The sequence below is a fragment of the Rheinheimera sp. genome (assembly GCF_965283995.1).
GTDB lineage: Bacteria > Pseudomonadota > Gammaproteobacteria > Enterobacterales > Alteromonadaceae > Pararheinheimera.
Genome location: NZ_CBDIQG010000001.1, coordinates 2,515,646 through 2,537,338 on the forward strand (window position 1 = coordinate 2,515,646; position 21,693 = coordinate 2,537,338).

A 21,693-nucleotide genomic window follows, 5' to 3' on the forward strand; every position below is an offset into this window, starting at 1 on the left:
TTATTGCAAGGACGTATTTTCTTTCAGACTAAGCACCAGGCCGTTGTACAGCTCGCCGTTGCTTTCGAAGTTATAAAAACCACCGGAGCCAAAGCTCAGTGTTTTACTATGCCGCTGAAACTCGTTAAATAACGCATCTTGCTGCGGCACCGGGGCAACAACCAGGCAAAAAAACTCACCGCAGTCGATGCGGCTGAGTGCGGACTGGCGAAAAATCTGTACTTTGTTTTGCAGCAATTCGGTTAACTGTTGTTCTGCCTGCAGCGATACATCGCTACGAGGTTCTGCCCGCAATTGTCGGGCAAAAAAGTCGATGCGGCCGGCGTCATTGAGCTGATCCATCGCGTCCAGTGCCAGGATGAGCTCATCCCCGTCCAGCCGGACAAAATCGGCGGGCACCGGTACAGTCGTGCTGGTTGCACCAACGTCAGCGCGATGTTTTGTTGATGGCGGCGGCGGCGGCGGCTGTGGCGATGGGGCAGACACCGGCGTCATCATCGGTTGAGACATTTCTGTGGCACTGGTTGTATCTTTGCGCGGTTCAGGAGAGGACTGCCAAAACAGCCAGAGCAGGCATATGCCGGCGCCTAATAGCAAAACATGTAAAACAGACATCAGTACTCCGCTGAGGAAGGTCAGGTGATTTGCATAAGATAAACAGGTTGTTTACAAAAAGAAAGTTAAAGAAAGTTACGAATATCTTCTTTTGTTGTTTGCAGCAAAGAGATCAAGGCAAGGATTGACCAGACTACAACGACGGGGTACAACAACCGAAAAAGTTGTTTAGTAGTTGTGCATGTATAGAATCGGCTTGTGGTGTTGTTGCTTGATGTGGTGCTTGCCTCTGGGTGTGAAGGCGGCGGAACACCTGAGCGATCATGAAGTTTTTTGCCGGCAGGAGCCCGCTACGGCCTGCCTTGATCTGATCCAACAAGGCTTGGCGCAGGCGGAACCTTTTTCGGTGCGCTGGTATCAGCTGAAATCCGTTCAACTCGATTTCTTCTTCGATAAACATTTGTACGAGGCGCTGGCGCAGCAAACCTCGCAATTGTTGCAGCTGGAGGATGTGCCAGCGATATTTCGTACCCAATTGTATTTTTATCAGGCGAAAATTCTGCACGGCAAAGGCCAGCGCATTCAGGCGCTGCATTATGCTGATTTAGCAGCCAACGATTTGGAACAGCAGTTTCAGTCTTTTGCCGACCCGTTGCGGCTGCTCGAGCTGGCCAATCTGCATTCAGTGATGGGCGAACAGGCGCAAGCCTGGAAACTGCTGATGCTGGCCGATAGCCGTTATGGCAAAAGCAAAGATCCAATTTTTGCCTTTGAACTGCACACCAATAAAGCGCTGGTACAGCAGGCGAATGGCCGGCTGGCAGACGCTGCTTATTCGCGCAAACTGGCGCTGGATGCCATTCAACCAACAGGGGAGGCCGGTAAGATCACGGTCGCTTATGGCAACCTGGGGCGAACCTACCAACTGCTCGGCCAATATGGTCTGGCACTGCAGTACTATCAGCAGTCGTTGCGCCTGATGCAACCCGGAGCTGACGATGTACGCCGGCAAATGCATCTGTTGCGCGCGGTGCAGCTGAATTGCCAGTTGCAGCAGTATGTGCAGGCACGCCAGCTGCTTGCTCAGATGGATGCCAGTTTGCTGGAAGTGAACTACCGCGATGATTTTAGCTTGCTGCAACAGCAGCTTGGGTCTGACTCCCCGTTGTGTGCCGCAGATTGACGGGCGTGGTGGACTGGGTTACAAACGGCACTATGATGAAAAAACGTTTGCTCGCTTTGGGTCCGTTGTTGCTGTCTGCAGGATTTATTTGCGGCCAGGCGCAGGCTGCTGAGCACTTAAGTGATCACGAAGAATTCTGCCGGACCGCGCCCGACGCTGCTTGTCTGACGTTTCTGCAGCAGCAACTGGGCAGCGTGACGCCTCATTCCAGACCATGGTATAAGCTGATGTCGTATCAGCTTGACTATCTCTATGATAAACATCAATTCTCTGATTTGTTGCAGCAAACTGAACAGCTGCTGCAACAACCTGCTTTACCGCCGGTGTTTCGCACTCAGCTGTATTTTTACCATGCCAAAATGCTGAAATCCTTTGGCCGGATGACGCAGGCCCGCCATTATGCCGATTTGGCATACCAGCAATTGTCGTCGATGTATCAGGCCTTTGCCGATCCCCTGCGTGTTCTGGAGCTGGCCAATCTCCAAACCGTCTTTGGCGAGCATGACAAAGCCTGGGTTTTATTGCTGTCGGCAGAGCATCGTTTCAGCAAAAGTAAGGATCCGGTGTTTGGTTTTGAGCTCAACAGCAATAAGGCGCTGGTTCAGCATGCAAAAGGTCAGCTGGAAGAGGCCGCCTATTCGCGAAAACTGGCGCTGGATGCGATTCTGCCAAGCGGCCAGAACGGCAAGATAATCGTGGCCTACGGCAATCTGGCCCGCACTTATCAACTGTTGGGGCAATTTGGCCTGGCAGCTGATTATTATGAAAAATCATTGCCTTATATGCGTACCGATGTGGATGCCGTGCAACAGGCGACCCACCTGCTGCGCCTCGCCGAGTTGTATGGTCAATTGCAAGACCCCAACACCGGTTTGGCGTATCTGCAACGGGTTGATGCAAAGATTTTGGGTCCGTATCACCTGGAGTTGTATCAGCAGTTGCAGCGGCAACTCAGACCGTCGCAGCAACAAAAGGCTCAATAACACAGGCGGGTGCTGCGACCCGCCTGCGATGTGACCCGCTGGTCAAGCGACCCGCCGGTAAATCGATCAGAAACTTAAGGTCAGGCTGACTTTGCTATAACGGCCGGATTCCAGATAACGCCGGATACCGTCGCCACTGACACCACCCCGCACAGCGCCGACTGATTGCGTGACATATTGCAGCCGTTCCCAGCGGTAGTACTCTTTATCCAGCAGATTAAAGACCCCCGCAGTCAGCGCCAGCTGGTCGTGTAATTGCCATTGCAAAGCCAAATCACTGATCAGGGCACTGTTGCTCAGATAAGGCGTCGCTGCGCTCTGTGCGCCACTGCTGCTGTAAGCCCAGGCGTCAGAAGCCTGTTTCGCCGCCTGATAACGGTTATTCAACAGCAGTCGCAGATCCTCATTGACCTGATACCCAACGCCGAACACGGTACTCCATGGCATCACACTGAGTAATGGTTCGCCGCTTTGCTCTTCGCCTTGTTGATAGGTCGCGGCCCAGTTCAACCGCCATGCAGCGGCCTGCCAGTGCCCTTCCAGTTCAACGCCTTTGACGACGGCAGCGTCAATGTTGACAGGCATGCTGTACACAGCGCCATTTTGTTTGCTACAGACGCCGCGGACACAGCTTTGATAGACAGTGGTGGGATTCAGGGTGAACTGAGCGGTCTGGATCATGTCGCTGTATTTATCCCGAAACAGTGAGATTTGATGCGCGCTGTTCTCCAGCGTTAGTTGATAACTCAGTTCCAGGTTCAGACTATGCTCGGGTTTTAGCGCCGGATTGGCCTGTGCTGTTGGCAGCGTCACTGTGTTGCCGCTGACTGCTTCCTGCAACGTGGTAGTGCTGGTCTGCAAATACATATCTTCAGTGGTCGGCGCGCGGAAACCGCGACCGGCCTGCAGACTCAGGCGGGACCGTTCATCCAGCTGATAATGCAGCTGAGCCTGATAGCTGGTAGCGCCAAAATCGACTGATTGAACCGAACCGGTTTTGTCCTGATAAGTGGCGGATAACTGCGGGTTATAGTCCAGCTGGTCATAGCGGGCTCCCAAGCCCAGTGACCAGGCGGTATCGGTCAGACTCAACAGGTTACGGGCATAGACGGAGCGCGTGCGGATGTCGGTCACCGGCACAAAAGCCGGGTCCACTTCGGTGGTCGCGAGTGTTGAGGTCTGGCCGACATAGCGGCGGTCTATCGCGACTGAGCTGACCGTTTTGTTTTGTGCCTGCAGACCATAAGTCCATTGTTGCTGCAGCTGGTCATTGTTGAGCTCTTTATCAAAAGCTGCGGTCCATTGCGTCAGCTTCTGGCGAAAATCGCGGTCCTCTTCGCGGATGCAGGGGCTCACATTCTGCGGGCAGGTCGCGGTCACTGTCATCCGGGTCAGGCCGTGGTTGCGGCTGTTTTGATGATCAAATTTCAGCTGCAGGCTGTCAAAAAGTGGCTGTCCGGCCAGATATTCATATTGCAGGCTGTGTTTATCGCGCTCGCTGTCATCCAGGCCAACGCGGCTTAAGTAGGTCTGGTCCTGCCGGGACAGGTTGTGCAAGGTGCTGTCGGACTGGTAGCTGTCGAGGCTGTAACCGATTTTATGATCCGGCAACAGGCTGTATTGCAGTTTCAGCAGCAGGTTCTGGCTTTGTGCACTTTGCGGATCGGCGCTGGTCCTGCCGGGACCTGTGACGCTGCTGTGGCTGTCATAACTTTTGCTTTCCTCGGCATCGCGCCGGGTCAGCACTACCAGACTTTCCAGCCGGCCGGTACGGGCGGCTGCGGTCAGGCTCTGCAGCCATTCACTGTTGTTGCCACTGTACTGGCTTTTTAATTTCAGCGCGCCATCGTCGCCGCTGGCACTGAGAAAGTCAGCCGGATCTTTGGTCTGAAACAGCACGGCACCACCCAAAGCACCGCTGCCGGCGCTGATGGCGTCAGCGCCTTTCAGGATAGTGACTTGTTTTAACGCATCCGGATCGATACCGCCAAGGCCCGAGCGGAAGAATTCGTATGGGGCGTGGCTGTCCGGATCCATGGTTTCACCGAGCGCCAGACCATCCACTGCGATTTTGACTCTGTCCCCTTCGACGCCACGGATGTTAAAACCGCTGGAGCCAAAGCGGCCGATATCGGTCAGGTTCACACCGGGCACCATTCGGACTAAATCTGACAGATTGCTGATCTGCTGGGTGTCGATATCTTTGCTGCTGAGCTGTTTTTGGTTTAGTTGCGGGCTGGTGCTGATTGCCGTGGCTTTGACTTCTACCGCCTCCAGCGTTTTGGCGGTTGTCACGTCTGCCGCACGGGCCAGCGGCGTGAACAGGGCTGGACTGAGCGCCAGCATCAATAATGAATAACGAGGTGACATGTTCGATTCCTTATCAATCAAATGTTTATTTCTGAATTTGGTTTTTTTAGGCTGCATTCAGCCAGGCCTTGCCAGAGGGCAGTGCCGGTTTTTCATCGGAGTTTCGGAGTTTCTGCGTGTGTTAGCCGGAAGGGCTGACTCTGGCTGTTGGCTGGTCAGCAAGGCGGGCTTCGACCCGGATCTGCCCCAGTTCCCGCTGACCCTGCAGCAGTAATGGTTGTTGCAACGGCCAGTGCAGCGGCAACTTCAGTTGCTCACGGCCGCCACCTTCACGCGCCGCTTCCAGGTGCAAGATGTAGTCTCCTGCAGGCAAGGGCCTGCCGTCTGGCAGCCGGGCGTCCCATAGAAACTGATGTAACCCGGATCTGCGGGTGGCACCGGCCAGCTGGTCAAAGTTGCGGCTGCTGCCAGCCTGACGCCACCAACTGCGCAGTTCGGCATACCAGCGCGTCTGCTCGCCGAGCAATAACAGCTGCGCCTGCCACTGTCCCTGCTGACTGAGCCAGGCACTGACATAAGGCCGCTTCGACGTGTTGCCCTGCTGCGGTAATTCCAGCTGCAGCTGTAACTGCTGCGGTTGCTGATAGGCTGTCGCAACCTGCAGTTGGTGATACCAGGTCGCGGAGGCATGAAACTGCGGTGCTGCCGTTGGATCTTGTTGCCATTCGCGCCACAGTGCTGCGTCACTGGCCCCATCACTTGCCCCATCACCTTCCTGCGCCAGCCACTGTCTGCGCTGCGTTGGGCTGGCGGACACCAGCGCCTGCGCCAGCAACCAGGCACGGCTGAAACTCTGGCTGGTCACTGCAACCGCAGGTCCGTACTGTACCGGCCAGGCTTCTGCCGGGTACCAGACGATGTCTGCATTGCCGCGCTGCGACGCGTTCGCCTGCAGTAACACCTGCTGCTGTAACCGGATGGCGGTCAACGGATTTGCGTCCTGTGTTCCAAATGCTGCGACGTCCGCAGCCTGTGCACCGAGCTGCGCCTGCCAGTCGCCAAAGCGCAGCCGCAGGCTGGCTTGTGGCCACTCAGCGCGCACTTTGGCCAGCAGATTGTCCAGTAACACGGCGCTGGCAAAGGCTTGCAGATCCGGTAATAGCCGGATGTCTGCGCCAGTCTGGCCAGTGATCTGACGCGCTTCACGCCGCAGCTGCACCCGATCCGGCAGTTCAGCGGCGCTTTGCTGTTGCCATAATTTTCTGGCTGCACCAAAACGGCAGTGATAGCTGCGTTGTTGCTGCCACCAGGCTTCACATTGCTGCCAGGCCTGTTGCAATAACGCCGCATGCGCCGGCCACTGACCCCTTTGGGCAAAGGCTTCGGCCAGAGGCCAATATTGCTCATCGGTTAATAATGGCCACTGCTGTTGCAGATATTGCGTCAAAGATTGTTGCAGTTGCTGGTGCTGCGCGTGGTCGATGTCGCTGATCTCCAGCTCTAGTGGCAACGGGCCCGGTAATGTCAGCGTGCTGGCGCGGACCAGGCCAGTCCACAATAACAGCAGGCCGTAAATGGCTTTCATCTCAGGGCGCCGTCCGTGTTGCTGGTTTGGGTTTTGCCGGTTCAACCGGCACTTGCGCGGTCTCAGTCATAGGCAAAGCTTCTGCGCGGCTGACCAGCCGGTTGTGATCGGTATCCCAGCGGCTGAACATACGTTGGCCGGATTGATGATATTCGGCGGCACTTAAAATACCGTTGGCGTCTTTATCCAGTGCTTTGAAGCGGACTTCGGCCTGTTTCAGCTGCGCGCTGCGGGTTTTGGCGATTTGCTGGTCGACGCGGTCGGTAAATTCCTGCATATATTCGGCCGGTGACAAATCGCCGTTTTGGTCCGTATCGGTGCGGGCAAAAGCTTGCTGGCGGATTTGCAGATATTCAGCCGCTGACACTTCGCCGTTGTGGTCAACGTCATACATGGCCAACATCCCGCTGACGCTGTGGGTCGTCGGCATCACCAGCGCCGGCCGACGTTGCGGTTGTGCAGCGCCAGCGTTTTGGCTGCGACGGGCCGGCGCCGGATCGGCCTTGCTGATCAGGCCGTCTTTGTTGCTGTCGATAAAAACGAAGGCACTTTGACCTGAGGCCTGGTATTCCGCCGGGCTGATGCGATCATCCTGATTTTTGTCGACTGCGGCAAAGCGCACTTCGGTTTGTTTCAGCTGGCCTTTGCGGTCCGCAGCCAACCGTTGGTCCAGTCGGTCGGCGTATTCGGCCTGATAACCGGCGACGTCGATCTGAGCGTTGTGTTGCAGGTCCATCGCGGCCAGTCGTTGCTGCCGGCTACTGAAAAACTCGGTGTGACTGACCTGGCCGTCGTTGTTTTGGTCAAACTCCGCAATGAAATCGATTTTTGCCTGCAGCGTCGGCTGATGGGCGCGCTCAGGCTGGCTGCTGTTGGTCTGCTGCGCTGTGGCGGGCTGTCCGAGCAAATACAGGCTGCTCAACAGTAAAAAATGCCGGATAGTTTTGGGTTGCATCATCATAGGGTTCTCCTGATATCGCCTTGATAGGACTGTGGATTTCATTCCGCCGCTTCAAATACGGCTGTGCTGGTGTAGCTATAAAGCGGTGCTTTAGCGCCTTGTGGTGCAGCAGCGCGATGGCGGGCCAACAACAGATAAGTGCCGGCTTGCGGCGGCGTCAGCGTGAATTCGCCGCTGGCGTTGGTGCTGACTGGCAACGGGGCAGTTTTGTCCTGACTGGCCTGAGCGCTGGCGGCGCGGTGTAATTCCAGCGTGCCGTTGGCCAGCGGTTTGCCGTCGAGCAACAACAAGCCGTTGACTGGCTGACCGGCGTACAGGTCATTCGGGTGGCTGACAAACTGCAGTTCGAGGCCTTTGCCGCTGGCTTTAAGCGCCGGTAAGTCCGGTTTGCCTTTGCTGATATAAGTTTCGGCGCGGGTCACACTCTGAAAATGTGCTTTCAGTGTGGCGCCTTTAGGCAGGACAAAATTCGGCTCCCGGCTGTTTTCGGTTTTCCCGTTCAGCACATAGCTATGAAACACCGCACCAAAGCGCTGACCCGTGCTGTATTTGTAGGTGCCGTCGGTGGTCAGTTCGTCATCCAGCACAGTGCGGCTTTTAACGGCCACCAGCTCTTTCGGTGCGCGCACAACGCCATCTGGCCCCGTCACCTGAAATTCACTTTGATCAAATTTTGCTTCCGGCAGAAAAAACTGCTCGGCGAAAGCCGCTTCCAGACTGACCCAGCCACGCACAGGTTCAAAACTAGCGGGCGCCAGATAAGGCACATGCGCTTTAACAGCGGTGAAGGGCAGTGCACAGCACAGCGCCAGAAGCAGAGGTTTAACTGAAATCACAGGGGGTTACCTTTCAATTGAGATTAATTCGCATTTGCATTATTAGATCAAATGAGAATTATTCGCAATAAAAAGTGTGGATGGGACCGGATAATAAGGGCCAATCCCGGTTTGATGACTGCAATGAGCGAGTTGCGGAAATACGATACCCGGTGCGCCGCACTTCGTTTGGTGCCACCCTGCGGATGTCCAATGATCTGTAGGGGTAGGGCTTGTCCCTACCCGCAATTTCTCGGACTGCGGGTAGGGACAAGCCCTACCCCTACACAATATCAACGACCGCAACTGCCACAAAATCACAAATCAACGAGTTGGTTTGTTCAGCGCAGCTGAAATGGTAAAAGTCGACCTCAGACCACGGAACTGGCAAGCTTTACCACAACACACAGCGAAAGGATCCATATGGACGAGTGGCAAACAAAGACCGCTGCATTGCTGCAGGCGGACGCATGGCGGATAGATTGCTTGCGTGCCGTGCGGGCGCTGCAATTACCGGACTGGTATCTGGCGGCCGGCTTTTTACGCAATGCCATTTGGGATGCGGTGCATCAGTTGCCGCAAACGCCGCTGAATGACATTGATCTGGTATTTTTTGACCCGGCAGATCTGAGCACCGCGCGCGAAACGCAGCTGGAGCAACAGTTAGCAGCGCAATTTCCCGGCCAGCGTTTTGAAGTGCGCAATCAGGCGCGGATGCATCTCAAACATGGTCATCCGCCTTATCAGCACTGCGGCGATGGTATCCGGCGCTGGGTGGAGCAACCAACTTGTGTCGGCGTGCGGTTGTTGGACGACGACAGCCTGGAATTCTTTGCCCCGTTCGGCCTGGCACTGAACTGGTCGCTGCAAGTGGCGATTAATGCTGATTTCCCGCGGCCTGAGGTATTTGCTGAACGGGTCGCAGCGAAGCGCTGGTTGCAGTTATGGCCACAATTGCAGATCAACCTTAAGTGACATACCTTGCAAGCCTCCCTTGCAAACAGCAGGCTGGCACCCCAAATCCAGTATTCATCGATTGCCAGATCAGTTGCCAATGCCAGTTGCTCACCGCCCACATTCTGACGACGCCATAGTGCGTGCCGGCGCAAGCAGGCAATGCGCCGTGCTGCTTTGTGCATTGTGGCTGGTGTGGTTGCTGGCTTTTGTCGTCGCGCCGCCAAGCGGAGCAGAATCGCCAGCGCCATCTGCTGTTGCGACTATGTGGCAAAGCGCGCCGGATCAGGCGGAACCGATATTGCTGCAGGCGCAAAGTGAACGCAGCAGTCCGCAGTTATTTTTACATCCAAAACAACAACCGCTCTATGTGCTCATCGCTGAACCTGTGCTGCTGTTGCTGCGCCTGCTGGCTTTGTTAATGCCGGTGGTGCTGGTCGTGGCCTGGTTTATCCGCGCCGGGCCCAGACGCAGTTTTCGGCTTGGGCTTTGGCGTGAGACGAACCTGTGCTGTAAAAGTCAGCTGTATCACTGATGTCCTCTATTGCATTTGAAAAGTTAAATTTTTCCAATCAATAGAGGTATTTATGTCCAATTCTAAACAAAAAACGCCGGTGAAAAGCCGCTGGCGTTTGCTGGTTCTGCTCGTTTTATTCCTGATCATTGTCCTGCAATCCATTGGTCTGCCGGCGGCCGCACAAACGGCTGTTCCGGATAAGTCTGCTCCAGCGCAGCAAGAGCTCACTGCATTTGATCGCAAAACTGCACTGACGCAACTAGCGACCGTGTTAGCCCAGCATTATGTGTTGCCAGAGATGGCGGCGCAGCTGTCTGCTGCGCTGCTAAAAGCTGAAGCTGACGGTACTTTTAACCATCTGCAGAGCAAAGCACAGTTAGTCGATGCAGTGGGGGATTGGCTGCGCGCAGTGGGCAAGGATGGTCATCTCGGACTTGAACTGACCGAGCGCTATGGCGAAGTCACTTATATCCGCCATGAAACCGATGAAAAGCGCCGCAACAACTTTGCCTTTGAGCAGCTCAGTATCCTGCCCGGAAATATCGGTTATCTGAAGCTGAACAAATTTGTGCAGGCTGATGCGGCTTTTGACGTCGCGTCGCAAGCGCTGCAGTTTTTAAGCCGAACTGATGCGCTGATCATCGATTTGCGCGAAAGTGCCGGCGGTTCGCCGGAACTGGTGCGTTATCTGCTCAGTCATTTTGTGCCGGCGGACACCTTGTTATGGCAGCTGGAAAGCCGAAGCACGGACCAAGCGGAGGATGTCAGGGCAAAAGTAGTACTGCAAAAACAGCTGCAAATGCCGTTGTATGTGCTGCAATCCGCCAACCAGGCCAGTGCTGCTGAGTTCTTCAGTTATGCCCTGCAACAGCAAGGACGCGCCACAGTGATTGGCGAAACCAGCGCTGGTCTTGCGCATTACACCGGTGCGATGGCGGTCAACGACTGGCTGTTTGTACGCATTCCTCTGGCGAGGCCGCTATTTCCGCAAAGCGGCGATAACTTTGAACAGCGTGGTGTGATACCCGATGTCAAAGTACCGGCAGCGCAGGCGCTGCAAAAAGCGTTAGTGCTGGAACAGCAAAGGCAGCACAACAAAGCGCAGTAATAACAAAAAGCCCTCGTCAAAACGGGGGCTTTTTCATCATTTACACGAATAAACCTGGTTATTTCACGGGTTTGTCTTTGCCATATTTCGGTGAGCGCGGGCCGTATAACAGACCATTGTGTGCTTCTGGTGATAACAACCGGTTTGATGCAATGGCCGCAATTTCAAAGCCGGTATCGAGCGCAGTTTCCATAATTTGCGTGACTGCGGCTTCGACTAACATGCCGACAATACCGCCGCCGTTGCCATTATTTTGCTCGCTGCTGGCGGCACTGGCTTTACCTTGCCAGAGAATTTCATTGGTTCTGCTGTCGGTTAACCGCGCTTTGACCACCACCACGGTATCGCTGGACAGCACGGCATACGAAGTGCCGTATTCTTCAATATCGAGATACAACACCGCATCAGCGCCAAAGATGTCATTTAACTTCTTTGGCGAGACGGCGTGAATATCTTCGGCAACCGTCAGGCCATTGTTTTTAAAGGTTTCATCGACCAGCGCCACCGGAAACACATAATAACCGGCTTCCGCCAGCGGCACCGTAACGTTCGCCAGCACACCATAAGGCGCTATCACCTCAGTGGTATGGTTGGTCGGTGGCAATACCAGAATCGACTTTGGATTACTCTTTTTAAACGCACTGTAATCCATCGGGCCTTGGGTCGAGGCGCAGCCGGCCAACGTCGATAACAGTGCCAGCGTCACCAAGGGTTTGAGCATGCTCATGATTGACCTGCTTTGGCATTTTTCAGTAAAAAGTCGATAAATTTCGCCGACTCCGGGTAGAGCTGCTGTTCTTTTTGCAGATAGCCAAGACCAGTATCACGCTGACCGCTTTGCAGATACAGGTAACCAAGATGAGCATAAATGCCGGGGCCTACCTGTAACTTTTTGCGGTTACTGTCGCGGATGGTTTTTTCCAGCGCTTCGATTTGTTCAGTAACGGCTGAATCTTCATTTTTGAAGTGTTCATACACATTATCTTGGTAAGAACCGTAGTGATACAGCGGCTTTGTCGACTGGCAGCCTGCCAAGGTCGCGATGGTTATCGCGACGATCAACAGAGTCTTAGACGCTCCTGTGATAGGCAACAGTTTGTGTGCGCCCATGCCGGAAAGTCTCACTGCGGTTGCCATTGATTATTGTTGATGCCGTTGACGAGGTTGTTGACCGCCTCACGTAAAGCCAGATCTAACACTTTGCCGTTTAACGTCGCGTCGTAACTGGCGGTACCACCAAAACCAACCACTTCACGATTTGACAGACTGTATTCACCGGCGCCCATCGCCGAATAGACGACAGCTGATGTTTCCACATCGACAATATTTAGCGCTACTTTGGCGTAAGCGATTTGTTCTTTGCCTTTACCGAGCAAACCAAACAGTTGTTTGTCGCCGGTTTGTTTACGGCCAAATTCGGTGACATCGCCAGTCACGACATATTTCGCGCCGATCACATTTTGTTTGGCGCCGGCAAATTGTGCTTCCTGCGACAGCTCCGCCATATTGGCGCGGTCCATCACGATAAAACGATTGGTTTGTTGTAAGTGGGTCAGCAGAATGGTTTTGGCTTGTGAGCCCAGCTGATCGGTTTCGGCATTAAAAATGCCATTTTGGAAGTTAGAACGGTTTTGGAATTTACCAACCACCAGTTTGCTTTTTTGCCCCTGATAAGACTGGTAGGCGGCGTTGACTTTCGGCGCTTCGATAGTGCGGGCAGATTCAGTCGCGGTACAACCGGCTAATACGAGCAGCGGCAGCACCAGCGCGATTTTGTGCAAGGTCGGTTTCATGTGAGTTTCCTTTTTCGGTAAAAGTTGCAAAATGGTAACAGGATGACCGCAGTTAAGCATTGGAAATTTAAACCCGGGCTGAACGCCCGGCGCTTTTTGCGCCAGCCGGACGCAAAAACGCATATTGCAAAATCATGTTAACAAAAGCAGTTGAACACAAGCAGGTTAACCAGAGGGCGATTCACAAAGAGTGTCGTCCGCTAAAAGCAGGCGCAGCAGGGTTGCTGCGCCCGGTAGAACGATTAAAACATCCACTTGATACCAACAGCAGCGGCGCTGTCGTGCTGGGTTTCAAGCTCAAGTTGGGTACCAATCAGATAAGCGGTCAGGTCTTTGCTGATGCTGTAGTCTGCACCGACCGACCAGCTGTAGCCCTCTTCCGCATGCCGGGTTCGGCTGTGGTCCTGCGTATACTGCAGCTTGTACGCTACCGCATCTCGTTTCAGCTGCACTTCAGCCAGCCAGGCGTTGCCGCGAAGCGGTTTTGTTTGATGTTCGCTGTATTGCCACATCAGGCCGCCGGACAAAGTGCCGAGCGTCGATTCATGCAGCAGGGCGTGTGCCAGCAGGCGATCCGCGCTGATGTTATTCAGTTCATTGGCGCGGGCATAAGCCAGATAATAAGGCGTTTGCTTAAAGGCCGCGTCACCGTAACTGAGGCTCCAGTCGTAACCACCGGCGGTTTCGTCGCTGGCGCCAGTCTGATAGCTGGCCGACCATTGCCATAAACCCAGTTTCGGGCTTTGGTAACTGACGATATTTTCCAGCCGGTCCTGACCAGGCGTCAGCTGCGCCATGTCAGCTAAGGTCTCGTTAAATAAGTCGATTTTGCCTTCGGACTTTTTAAATTTGCTGTCGTTTTTGCCAAACGTCAGTTCGCCATAAGTCTGGCTGGCAATACCAAAATAGGTATTGCGACTGCCAAAGCGATGGCCTTTGTTACTGTCGTCCAGGCCATTGACCTGCCATTCGTAGACGGCAATCAGTTTTAAATCGTCAGTTAAAGCCTGATCAGCTTTGAATCCGAGCCGGCTGAACGGCGCTTCGATTTGCCAGCCTTCGTCGGCGTAACGCAGCAGATTGGCATCCGCGTAGAGCGCCTGCACGTCGAGTTTGCCGTAAAAATCCCAATTAAAATCATCAGCCTGAAGCGGTGCAGCCACCGCTGCAACCAAGCCTGCAACAGTCAGCAATAGTGGTTTATGCATTTTGCGTCTCCGTGTTGCTGATGACCACTGGTGTGGCTGCAGGACCTTGCGCCAATTCGCGGTTGAGGGTATCAGTATTCAGTTCGCCACACCATTTGGCGACCACCAAAGTCGCCACGCCATTGCCAATCAGGTTAGTCAGAGCGCGGGCTTCTGACATAAAGCGGTCGATGCCAAGGATCAGGGCAATGCCGGCAACCGGCACAGAACCGACCGAGGCCAGCGTGGCAGCAAGCACGATAAACCCACTGCCGGTCACGCCGGCGGCGCCTTTTGACGTGACCAGTAACACGGCCAGCAGCGTCAGTTGTTGGGTTAAATCCATTGGCGTGTCTGTGGCCTGGGCAATAAATACTGCCGCCATGGTCAGGTAAATAGCAGTGCCATCCAGATTAAATGAATAGCCGGTTGGGATCACCAAACCGACTGTCGATTTGGCTGCGCCCAGTTTTTCCAGTTTGATCATCATCCGTGGCAACACAGATTCGCTGGATGAAGTGCCAAGCACAATCAGCAGTTCTTCGCGGATATAACGGATAAACTTGGTGATAGAAAAGCCGTGATAGCGCGCAATAGCACCCAACACGATAAAAATAAACAGCAGGCAAGTGGCGTAGAACGTGGCCATCAGGCCGGCCAGAGACCACAGCGTGCCGATGCCGTATTTACCGATGGTAAAGGCCATAGCGCCAAAAGCACCAATAGGCGCGACTTTCATCAGCATATGCACGATGGCAAACAGCAGCTCAGAGCTCTTTTCGATATAAGTGAACAGAATATTCTGCCGGCCGCCGAGGCGCTGCAGCGCAAAACCAAACAGGATAGAGAAGAACAGCACCTGCAACATGTCGCCGCGGGCAAAGGCGTCAAACACGCTGGTTGGAATGATATTCAGCAGGAAATCGGTGACTGTCTGCATCTGGCCGGGCGCTGTGTATTTACTGATCGATTGCTGATCGAGACTCGCCGGGTCGATGTGCATGCCAACGCCGGGCTGCACCAGGTTAATTACCACCAGACCAATCACCAGCGCCACAGTCGAGACAATCTCAAAGTACAGCAGGGCATAACCGCCGGTTTTACCGACCCGTTTCATATCTTCCATGCCGGCGATACCAATCACCACAGTACAGAAGATGATGGGCGCGATAATCATCTTAATCAGTTTGATAAAACCGGTGCCGAGCGGCTGCATCGCCGTGCCGGTGTCCGGATAAAAGTGTCCGAGCGTGATACCGATGGTGATGGCGAGCAGCACCTGAAAGTAGAGGCTGGAAAACAGCCGGCCTGTTGCTTGTTTCATCTTGTTCTCTTTTTTGGTTTACGGAGGAAATCTCCCTGTCGTATGGACAGAGGCAAAGGCTGGGCCAGAACTAGAACTGTAGAAATGTCTTTATTTATTAATTAGTTATTTTTCTAATGGTGATTGTGGCGCCTGGTTTTGTGTGGATTTCCACACAGTCTGATCTAGCGGTTGTCACTTTTTCCGCCGGTGGCGAGGGGGCATTTTTGCCTTTTGCGGCTAGACCGCCTAGCAGAGATTTCACCTGACGGTGAGGTACTTGTTGCTGACGCAGGTTCTTTGCCCTGCGGGCGGCTGTTTCGCCCGATGGGCGAGTTACTTTTTATCGCGATAAAAAGTAACCAAAAAGCGCTCGCCCGGTTCCGCTCGAAAGCCCGCTGAAAATCAATAGTTTGAGGCGCTGGGGCAACTCGCGCGGCGCTACCGTCGCCGCACTCAAACACTCCCCAGCTTAAAACCTCAAACTATTGATTTTCAACGGCTCGCTCCAACGGGCAGTCTGCTGCACTAGCTGGTTTTGCTTTTAACTTTCGTTCGTTTAAAAACAGTAACAACTAAGAAAACCAATCCCCCGTTGGAGCGAGCCGCTGAAAAATGGTGAGTTGAGGTTTTAAGAAAACGAGTGTTTGAGCGATTCGACGTTAGCGAATCGCGAGTTGCGTTTTCGCCTCAAATTGCCATTTTTCATCGGGCTTTCGAGCGTAACCGGGGTCGGTTTTTCTTTGGTTACTTTCTTTTGCTGAAACACAATCGGACTAAGTCCGATTGAACAGCTTTAGCTGGCCCGAAGGGGGAATGGCACAGCCATTCATAAAAGAAAGTGACTCACCGTTAGGTGAAATCTTTGCTAGGCGGTCTATCCGCAAGGATAAAAATGATTCAGCAAAAGCCAGCAGAGGCTAACACCGAAATTACTCCAAAAAATCCCTTCGGGTCAGCTGATACTTGGCCATTTTGTCGTACAGGGTTTTGCGGGCGAGGCCGAGTTCCTGCATTACGTCTTTGATCGAGCCGTGATACTGGTTCAATGCTTCTTCAATCAGGCTTTTTTCGTAGGCTTCGACCCGTTGTTGCAGTGACATCAGGCTGCTGATGCCGTCGTTCGGGGTGTCGGTTTTGCCAAAACAGACGGCGGGGCCGAGCAGCACATAACGTTCGGCCATATTGCGCATTTCGCGCACGTTGCCGGGCCAGTCGTGCTGTTGTAATTGCTGCACCTGAGCCGGTGTCAGCGGTTGATATTCTTTGTGAAAGCGCGCCGCTGCGACCAACGCAAAATGGCTGAACAGCAACATCAGGTCGTCGCGCCGCTCGCGTAATGGCGGCAGGCTGACTTCGACCAGACTTAAGCGGTAATACAAATCGGCGCGAAAAGCTCCGCTGGCGGCCAGTTGTTTTAAGTCGGTTTTGGTGGCGGCGATAATGCGCAGGTCGAGCGCCACCGGCTGATTCGAGCCAAGCCGGGTGACCCGGCGCTCTTCCAGCACCCGCAGCAATTTGACCTGCAGTGACAGCGGCGTACTCTCAATTTCATCAAGAAACAGCGTGCCACCATTGGCGAATTCAAACTTGCCGGCGCGTTTTTTCTCCGCGCCGGTATAAGCGCCGGCGTCGGTGCCAAACAGTTCGCTTTCAATTAACTGTTCCGGAATAGCGCCACAGTTGATCGCGACAAAATTATGCTCGCGCCGGTTGCTTTGTTCATGCAGATAACGCGCAACCAGCTCTTTGCCACAGCCGGTTTCGCCAAAAATCAGCACATCGGCCGGCGCGTCCAACACCGCATCCAGCACGCCGCGCAGCTGCACCATGGCCGGGCTTTGACCCAGAATACGCATGCCCGGTTGCTGCGCACGCGCGACTGAGGCTTTTAGCTGGCGGTTTTCCAGCACCAAGGCGCGTTTTTCCAGCGCGCGCTGCGCCACTTCCAGCAAATGGGTGTTATCAAAGGGTTTTTCCAGAAAATCATAAGCGCCTTGCTGCAGTGCTTTGACCGCAAGCGACACGGCGCCGTAACCGGTCAGCACCACCACCGGAATTTCGGCGTCGATAGCGTGAATAGCCTGCATCAGCTCCAGCCCATGCATCGCCGGCATATGGATATCGGTGATCACAATCCCGGGAAACTCCTGGCCGTAGCCTTCGGAGCTGAGTTGTTTCAGCAGCGCGCCCGGATTGGCGGTGCTGCTGCAGCGCAGCCCTTCGAGGCGGAACAGCTGTTCGACCACAGTGCGGATCTCGGCTTCATCATCGATAAACAGGATCTGCGGCATCGATTCGGTGACAGGCATAGGCATCAACAGGCTTCCATCGGTAATAGCGGTAAAGTGACACAAAATTCAGCGCCGCCCTGCGGGTGATTGCGCACCTCCAGTTTACCGGCAAACGACTGGATGATGCGCTGCGAAATCGACAGACCAAGCCCCAGGCCGTCGCGTTGTTTAGTGGTGAAAAAGGCTTCAAAAATCCGTTCGAGGTGATGCGGCTCAATGCCGGGGCCCTGATCTTTTAATAGGATCTGGACCTGCGTTTCCTGTGTTCTGACCGCCACAGCCAGCGCCGCATCAGTTTGTTGCTGCATCGCCTGCAGCGCATTGGTCAGTAAGTTAACCAGCACCTGTTCCAGCTGGATTGGGTCGCCCAGTACCTGCGGCGGCGCTTCCGGTAACTGCAGCCGCACTTTGACGCCCTGGCGCTGGCACTGATGGTGCACCAGACCGACTGCATCCAGCACCAGTTTGTTGATATCCACCGGCTGGTTTTTGCCGGCGCTTTTGCGGCTGAAATCTTTAAACTGCGCGACGATGTTACTAAGCCTCGCAATCAGCTGTTGCATCGCCTGCAGGTTTTGCTGTGCTTCGCTGTACATGGCTTTATCGAGCATTTTGGCGGTGGTCTGGCTGTAGCTCGACAGCGCAGTCAGCGGCTGATTCAGCTCATGATTCAATGACGCAGACAAACTGCCAATGGTGGCGAGTTTCGCGGCCTGCACCAGTTCCTGTTCGGTTTGCGCCAGCGCGGTTTCGGTTTGTTCACGCTGGCGGATCTGCGCCACCAGTTGTTGATTACTGGCGGCCAGATCGGCGGTGCGGGCGATGACGCGTTGCTCCAGCTGACGGGCATGTTGTTCCAGCTGCGCCGCCCGTTTTTGCCGCTCGCGCTGCAGGCGCCAACCGAGCAACAAAATCACAAACAGCAAGGTCGTCAGCAGCAAGGCGGCGCTCAGTTGCTGATAGGCGTCTGTGGCGGGCGTCAGCACCGTTAGCTGCCAGCCAAATTCTGTCAGGTCCTGCGACTGCGCGAGGAAATTACGTTGATCGCCGGCCAGCGGCATCCGCCATAGCTGCTGCCACGGCGTCAGCAGGGCGCGGCGCTGGCTCTGTTGCAATTCGGTAATGTTTTTCGTCAGATAACGTTGTTGTTCGGTGGCGCTTAGCGGCTGACTATCAAGCTTGGTCAAACGCCAGGCCGGCACGTCGGACAGGAAAATCTCCTGGCTCTGGCCGGTGACTATAAAATGGCTACCGGCCAGACCGGCGATTTGTTGTTGCTGCAGCTCCAGTGGCTCTAAATCCACTTTGACCACCAGCACGGCCAGCACCGGACTGTCCGCCACTGCGCCATCCTGCAGCATCGGCGCACTGTAATAGACGCCGCGCATGCCGCTGGTGTGTCCCAGCGCATAATAAAACCCTTGCTGGCGCTGCAGCGCAGCCTGCACATAAGGCCGAAAGCCAAAATCGCGGCCGACATAAGAAGCCGCATCGGCACTATTGCTGCTGGCCAGCACAATCCCGGCGGTACTGACCAGATACAGATCGGCGACGCCGGCGCTTTGCTGCAGCTCCGCCAGATAACGGTTCAGCGCCGGAATATCCTGCTGCGCTAGCCATTGTTGCAACAGCGGGCTGCGGCTCAACTGGGCGGGTAGATTGGCATGGCGACCAATGCTATGCCGCAGAAATGCCGCCAGGTTATTGCTCTGACCGGCGGCTTCAGCACGCAAATCCTGATAAATCCAGTGCTGACAGGCTGATGCTGTCAATAACAGCAACAGCAGGTAACACAGCAGCAGAGCCGGGCGGGGCATTCTGAGCACATTAAGTTCCTGAAATCAGCGTGAGGCCAACAGTGTAAGGGCAAGCGACGCACGCGGCAATTGCTGCTCTCGCGGATCCTCGGCGCCAATCAACAGTGTTTTCCGGCGGCTGAACCGAAATGACTGGCACAGGGCTTCCCGTGACTGAATGCTTTAAGTTAATATGTGATAACATCACATTACCTGAGGCTGTTATGTCATTTTCTGCGCGCCGCTCTGCTGCTAAGGCAATTCCCCACCGATTATTTCCACTGTCTGTTCTGGCTTTATTCTGCGCTGCACCGGCTGGTGCCGAAGAGCCTCAAAGTCTGGAACATATTGAAGTGCGTCACCACCAAAGCTATCGCGGCCAGGTGCCGGTGGAGAAACTGCCGCAGGCGGTGTCTGTGCTGGGGCAAGATGACTTCGCGCAGTGGTCGCTGAGCCGCTTTCAGGACGTGCTGGATTTATCCAGCGGCATCGCGCGGCAGAACAATGGTGGCGGTCTGTGGGACAGTTTCTCGCTACGTGGTTTTCCCGGTAACGAAAACATGCCGTCTGGTTACCTCATCAACGGCTTTAACGGCGGGCGCGGTTTTAGTGGTCACCGCGACGTGTCGAATATCGAGATGGTCGAGATTTTAAAAGGGCCCGGTTCGGCCTTGTATGGTCGCTCTGAGCCCGGCGGCACTATTAATATCATCACGCGCAAACCGAATCAGACCAATGGTGGTTATCTCAAAGCCAGCGCCGCGACTGAGCAGCAATACCGGTTAGAGGGCGACTACAACTATGTGCACAGTGACAGCCTGATGCTGCGCGTCAATGGCGCTGTGCAGGACTACGGCAGTTTCCGCGATGAAGTCACCAGTGAAAAGCAGGTGCTGACGCCTTCGGTGTTGTGGCAGGTCGATGCGGATAGTTCCGTGCTATACGAAGTTGAAGTACTGCGGCAGGACCAGCTGTTTGACCGCGGTATCGTGGTGCTGAATAACAACTTCAATACCGTGCCGCACAGCCGCTATTTAGGCGAACCGGGTGACAAACCAACTGAAATTGAAGCGACCGGTCATCAGCTGAGCTACGAACGCGACTTAGGCAATAGCTGGCACCTGAACCTGGGCGCCGGTTATCGCGATTCCAGTTTGCAGGGTTTTTCTTCCGATGCAGAGCTGGCACGGGCGCGCCAGGGCGTGTCTGATGACGGCAAAACGCTGACGCGCCAACGCCGTTACCGCGATTATCATTCTGAAGACAGCACTGCCCGGCTGGAACTGAGTGGCAGTCCGCAGATCCTCGGCATGACGCATCAGCTGCTACTCGGTTCTGACGCTTACGATTACGAACTATACACGTTGCTCGGCCGCTATCGTGGACCCAAAGGCAGCTATGCCATCAATATTCAGGCGCCTGTATATGGGGTGGCCAAACCCGGCACTATCGCCACTTTGTATGAAAACGTCGAATCGCAGCAAGCGGTCGGGGTGTATCTGCAGGACATGATCCAGCTTGATCCGCAGTGGCAGTTATTGCTGGGTGTGCGTTACGACAGCTACCAGCAACGCATTGAAGAGCTGGTAAAAAAGACCGTCGCCCGCACCGAAGACCAGCAGATCAGCCCGCGTCTTGGCCTGAATTATCTGCTGAACGACCAGATCACCTTTTACGCCAATTATGCCGAGGGCTTCCTGCCACTGTCGGGCACTGATTACGCCGGTAAGGCGTTCGAACCTGAACTCAGCGAATCGGTGGAATTTGGTATGAAGCTGGCGCTGGTCTCCTGGCAGGCAACGGTGTCGGTGTTTGATGCGGAAAAATCCAACATTCTGGTGTCCGATCCGGTCAACGTTGGCTTTTCGGCCACGCTGGGCGCTGCGCAAAGCCGTGGCGCAGAACTGGAGCTGGCGGGGCCACTGGCGGCCAACACCGATCTGTCGGTGTCTTATACCTGGCTTGACAGCGAAACTCTGAAAGACAGTATCAACATTGACTGGGGTGTGCTCATTCCCAAGGGCAGTGCTCTGGTCAACGTGCCACGCCATACGCTGAGTGCGCAGCTGCGGCACAATCTGCAGCTGGCGGGTTATGACAGTGAGATCGGCGTACGTCTGCGTTATCAGAGCAAACGATTAGGCGATGCCGTCACGCCTGCTTATGTGCTGCCATCTCACACGCTGTGGAGCCTGTTTGCCACCACGCGGCTGACGCCACAATGGCAGGCGGAAGCGGTGGTCGAAAACCTACTGGATAAAGCCTGGATCCAGAGTTCGTATTCAGCCATTTGGACTTATCCGGGTGAACCACGCGCGCTGCGCCTGAGCCTGCGCTACGAGTTCTGAG

The 21,693-nt window shown here is 54.7% G+C and carries 18 protein-coding genes; 6 read left to right on the forward strand and 12 right to left on the reverse strand.

The features are described 5' to 3' along the window. The gene (locus ACQ66Q_RS11290; protein WP_430456898.1) at window positions 1-615 is read right to left on the reverse strand and encodes a hypothetical protein; all 615 of its coding nucleotides are present in this window, start codon (window positions 613-615) and stop codon (window positions 1-3) included. 214 nt (window positions 616-829) lie between these two features. On the opposite strand from ACQ66Q_RS11290, the gene ACQ66Q_RS11295 reads away from it, so the two are divergent. Next, on the forward strand, window positions 830-1,738 hold the full coding sequence (locus ACQ66Q_RS11295; RefSeq protein ID WP_430456899.1) for a tetratricopeptide repeat protein: 909 nt from the start codon (window positions 830-832) through the stop codon (window positions 1,736-1,738). 32 nt (window positions 1,739-1,770) lie between these two features. Continuing rightward, window positions 1,771-2,721 (forward strand): tetratricopeptide repeat protein, encoded by a 951-nt coding sequence (locus ACQ66Q_RS11300; RefSeq protein ID WP_430456900.1) that lies wholly within the window; start codon window positions 1,771-1,773, stop codon window positions 2,719-2,721. A gap of 66 nt (window positions 2,722-2,787) precedes the next feature. Here the strand turns inward: ACQ66Q_RS11300 and ACQ66Q_RS11305 are convergent, their stop codons facing one another. The 4 genes from ACQ66Q_RS11305 to ACQ66Q_RS11320 form a co-directional block, all read right to left on the reverse strand. Further along, window positions 2,788-5,091: a TonB-dependent hemoglobin/transferrin/lactoferrin family receptor gene (locus ACQ66Q_RS11305; RefSeq protein ID WP_430456901.1), complete on the reverse strand. Its 2,304-nt coding sequence runs from the start codon at window positions 5,089-5,091 to the stop codon at window positions 2,788-2,790. A gap of 121 nt (window positions 5,092-5,212) precedes the next feature. Next, window positions 5,213-6,616 (reverse strand): DUF2271 domain-containing protein, encoded by a 1,404-nt coding sequence (locus tag ACQ66Q_RS11310; RefSeq protein WP_430456902.1) that lies wholly within the window; start codon window positions 6,614-6,616, stop codon window positions 5,213-5,215. Window position 6,617: 1 nt separating this feature from the next. Then, window positions 6,618-7,577, reverse strand: coding sequence for a hypothetical protein (locus tag ACQ66Q_RS11315; protein ID WP_430456903.1), 960 nt, complete (start codon window positions 7,575-7,577; stop codon window positions 6,618-6,620). Between the two features lie 38 nt (window positions 7,578-7,615). Next, on the reverse strand, window positions 7,616-8,413 hold the full coding sequence (locus ACQ66Q_RS11320) for a DUF4198 domain-containing protein (protein ID WP_430456904.1): 798 nt from the start codon (window positions 8,411-8,413) through the stop codon (window positions 7,616-7,618). A 402-nt stretch (window positions 8,414-8,815) separates the two neighbouring features. Between ACQ66Q_RS11320 and ACQ66Q_RS11325 the strand changes: the two genes are divergently transcribed. The 3 genes from ACQ66Q_RS11325 (at window position 8,816) to ACQ66Q_RS11335 (ending at window position 10,971) form a co-directional block, all read left to right on the forward strand. Continuing rightward, window positions 8,816-9,367, forward strand: coding sequence for a nucleotidyltransferase family protein (locus ACQ66Q_RS11325; RefSeq protein WP_430456905.1), 552 nt, complete (start codon window positions 8,816-8,818; stop codon window positions 9,365-9,367). A 79-nt stretch (window positions 9,368-9,446) separates the two neighbouring features. Continuing rightward, entirely contained in the window at window positions 9,447-9,881 is a 435-nt protein-coding gene (locus ACQ66Q_RS11330; RefSeq protein WP_430456906.1) for a hypothetical protein, read from the forward strand. Between the two features lie 52 nt (window positions 9,882-9,933). Beyond that, window positions 9,934-10,971, forward strand: a complete 1,038-nt coding sequence (locus tag ACQ66Q_RS11335; protein WP_430456907.1) for a S41 family peptidase — start codon at window positions 9,934-9,936, stop codon at window positions 10,969-10,971. A 58-nt stretch (window positions 10,972-11,029) separates the two neighbouring features. On the opposite strand, the gene ACQ66Q_RS11340 is transcribed toward ACQ66Q_RS11335, so the two are convergent. The 7 genes from ACQ66Q_RS11340 to ACQ66Q_RS11370 all read right to left on the reverse strand — a co-directional run bounded on the left by ACQ66Q_RS11340 (window position 11,030) and on the right by ACQ66Q_RS11370 (window position 19,365). Then, entirely contained in the window at window positions 11,030-11,698 is a 669-nt protein-coding gene (locus ACQ66Q_RS11340; protein WP_430456908.1) for a DUF799 domain-containing protein, read from the reverse strand. After that, window positions 11,695-12,033: a DUF4810 domain-containing protein gene (locus ACQ66Q_RS11345; protein WP_430456909.1), complete on the reverse strand. Its 339-nt coding sequence runs from the start codon at window positions 12,031-12,033 to the stop codon at window positions 11,695-11,697. Before ACQ66Q_RS11345 ends, ACQ66Q_RS11340 begins: the two co-directional genes overlap by 4 nt. 59 nt (window positions 12,034-12,092) lie before the next feature. Beyond that, on the reverse strand, window positions 12,093-12,764 hold the full coding sequence (locus ACQ66Q_RS11350; RefSeq protein WP_430456910.1) for a CsgG/HfaB family protein: 672 nt from the start codon (window positions 12,762-12,764) through the stop codon (window positions 12,093-12,095). A 242-nt stretch (window positions 12,765-13,006) separates the two neighbouring features. Continuing rightward, entirely contained in the window at window positions 13,007-13,972 is a 966-nt protein-coding gene (locus ACQ66Q_RS11355; protein WP_430456911.1) for a porin, read from the reverse strand. Beyond that, window positions 13,965-15,275, reverse strand: coding sequence for a dicarboxylate/amino acid:cation symporter (locus tag ACQ66Q_RS11360; protein WP_430456912.1), 1,311 nt, complete (start codon window positions 15,273-15,275; stop codon window positions 13,965-13,967). The genes ACQ66Q_RS11355 and ACQ66Q_RS11360 overlap by 8 nt, the downstream gene beginning before the upstream one ends. A gap of 911 nt (window positions 15,276-16,186) precedes the next feature. After that, a complete protein-coding gene (locus ACQ66Q_RS11365) occupies window positions 16,187-17,572 on the reverse strand; it encodes a sigma-54-dependent transcriptional regulator (protein WP_430456913.1) in 1,386 nt (461 codons plus the stop codon). Further along, the gene (locus ACQ66Q_RS11370; protein WP_430458551.1) at window positions 17,572-19,365 is read right to left on the reverse strand and encodes an ATP-binding protein; all 1,794 of its coding nucleotides are present in this window, start codon (window positions 19,363-19,365) and stop codon (window positions 17,572-17,574) included. Before ACQ66Q_RS11370 ends, ACQ66Q_RS11365 begins: the two co-directional genes overlap by 1 nt. 203 nt (window positions 19,366-19,568) lie before the next feature. Here ACQ66Q_RS11370 and ACQ66Q_RS11375 point away from each other — a divergent pair, with 203 nt between their 5' ends. Beyond that, the gene (locus ACQ66Q_RS11375; RefSeq protein ID WP_430456914.1) at window positions 19,569-21,692 is read left to right on the forward strand and encodes a TonB-dependent siderophore receptor; all 2,124 of its coding nucleotides are present in this window, start codon (window positions 19,569-19,571) and stop codon (window positions 21,690-21,692) included. Window position 21,693: the final 1 nt, after the last annotated feature.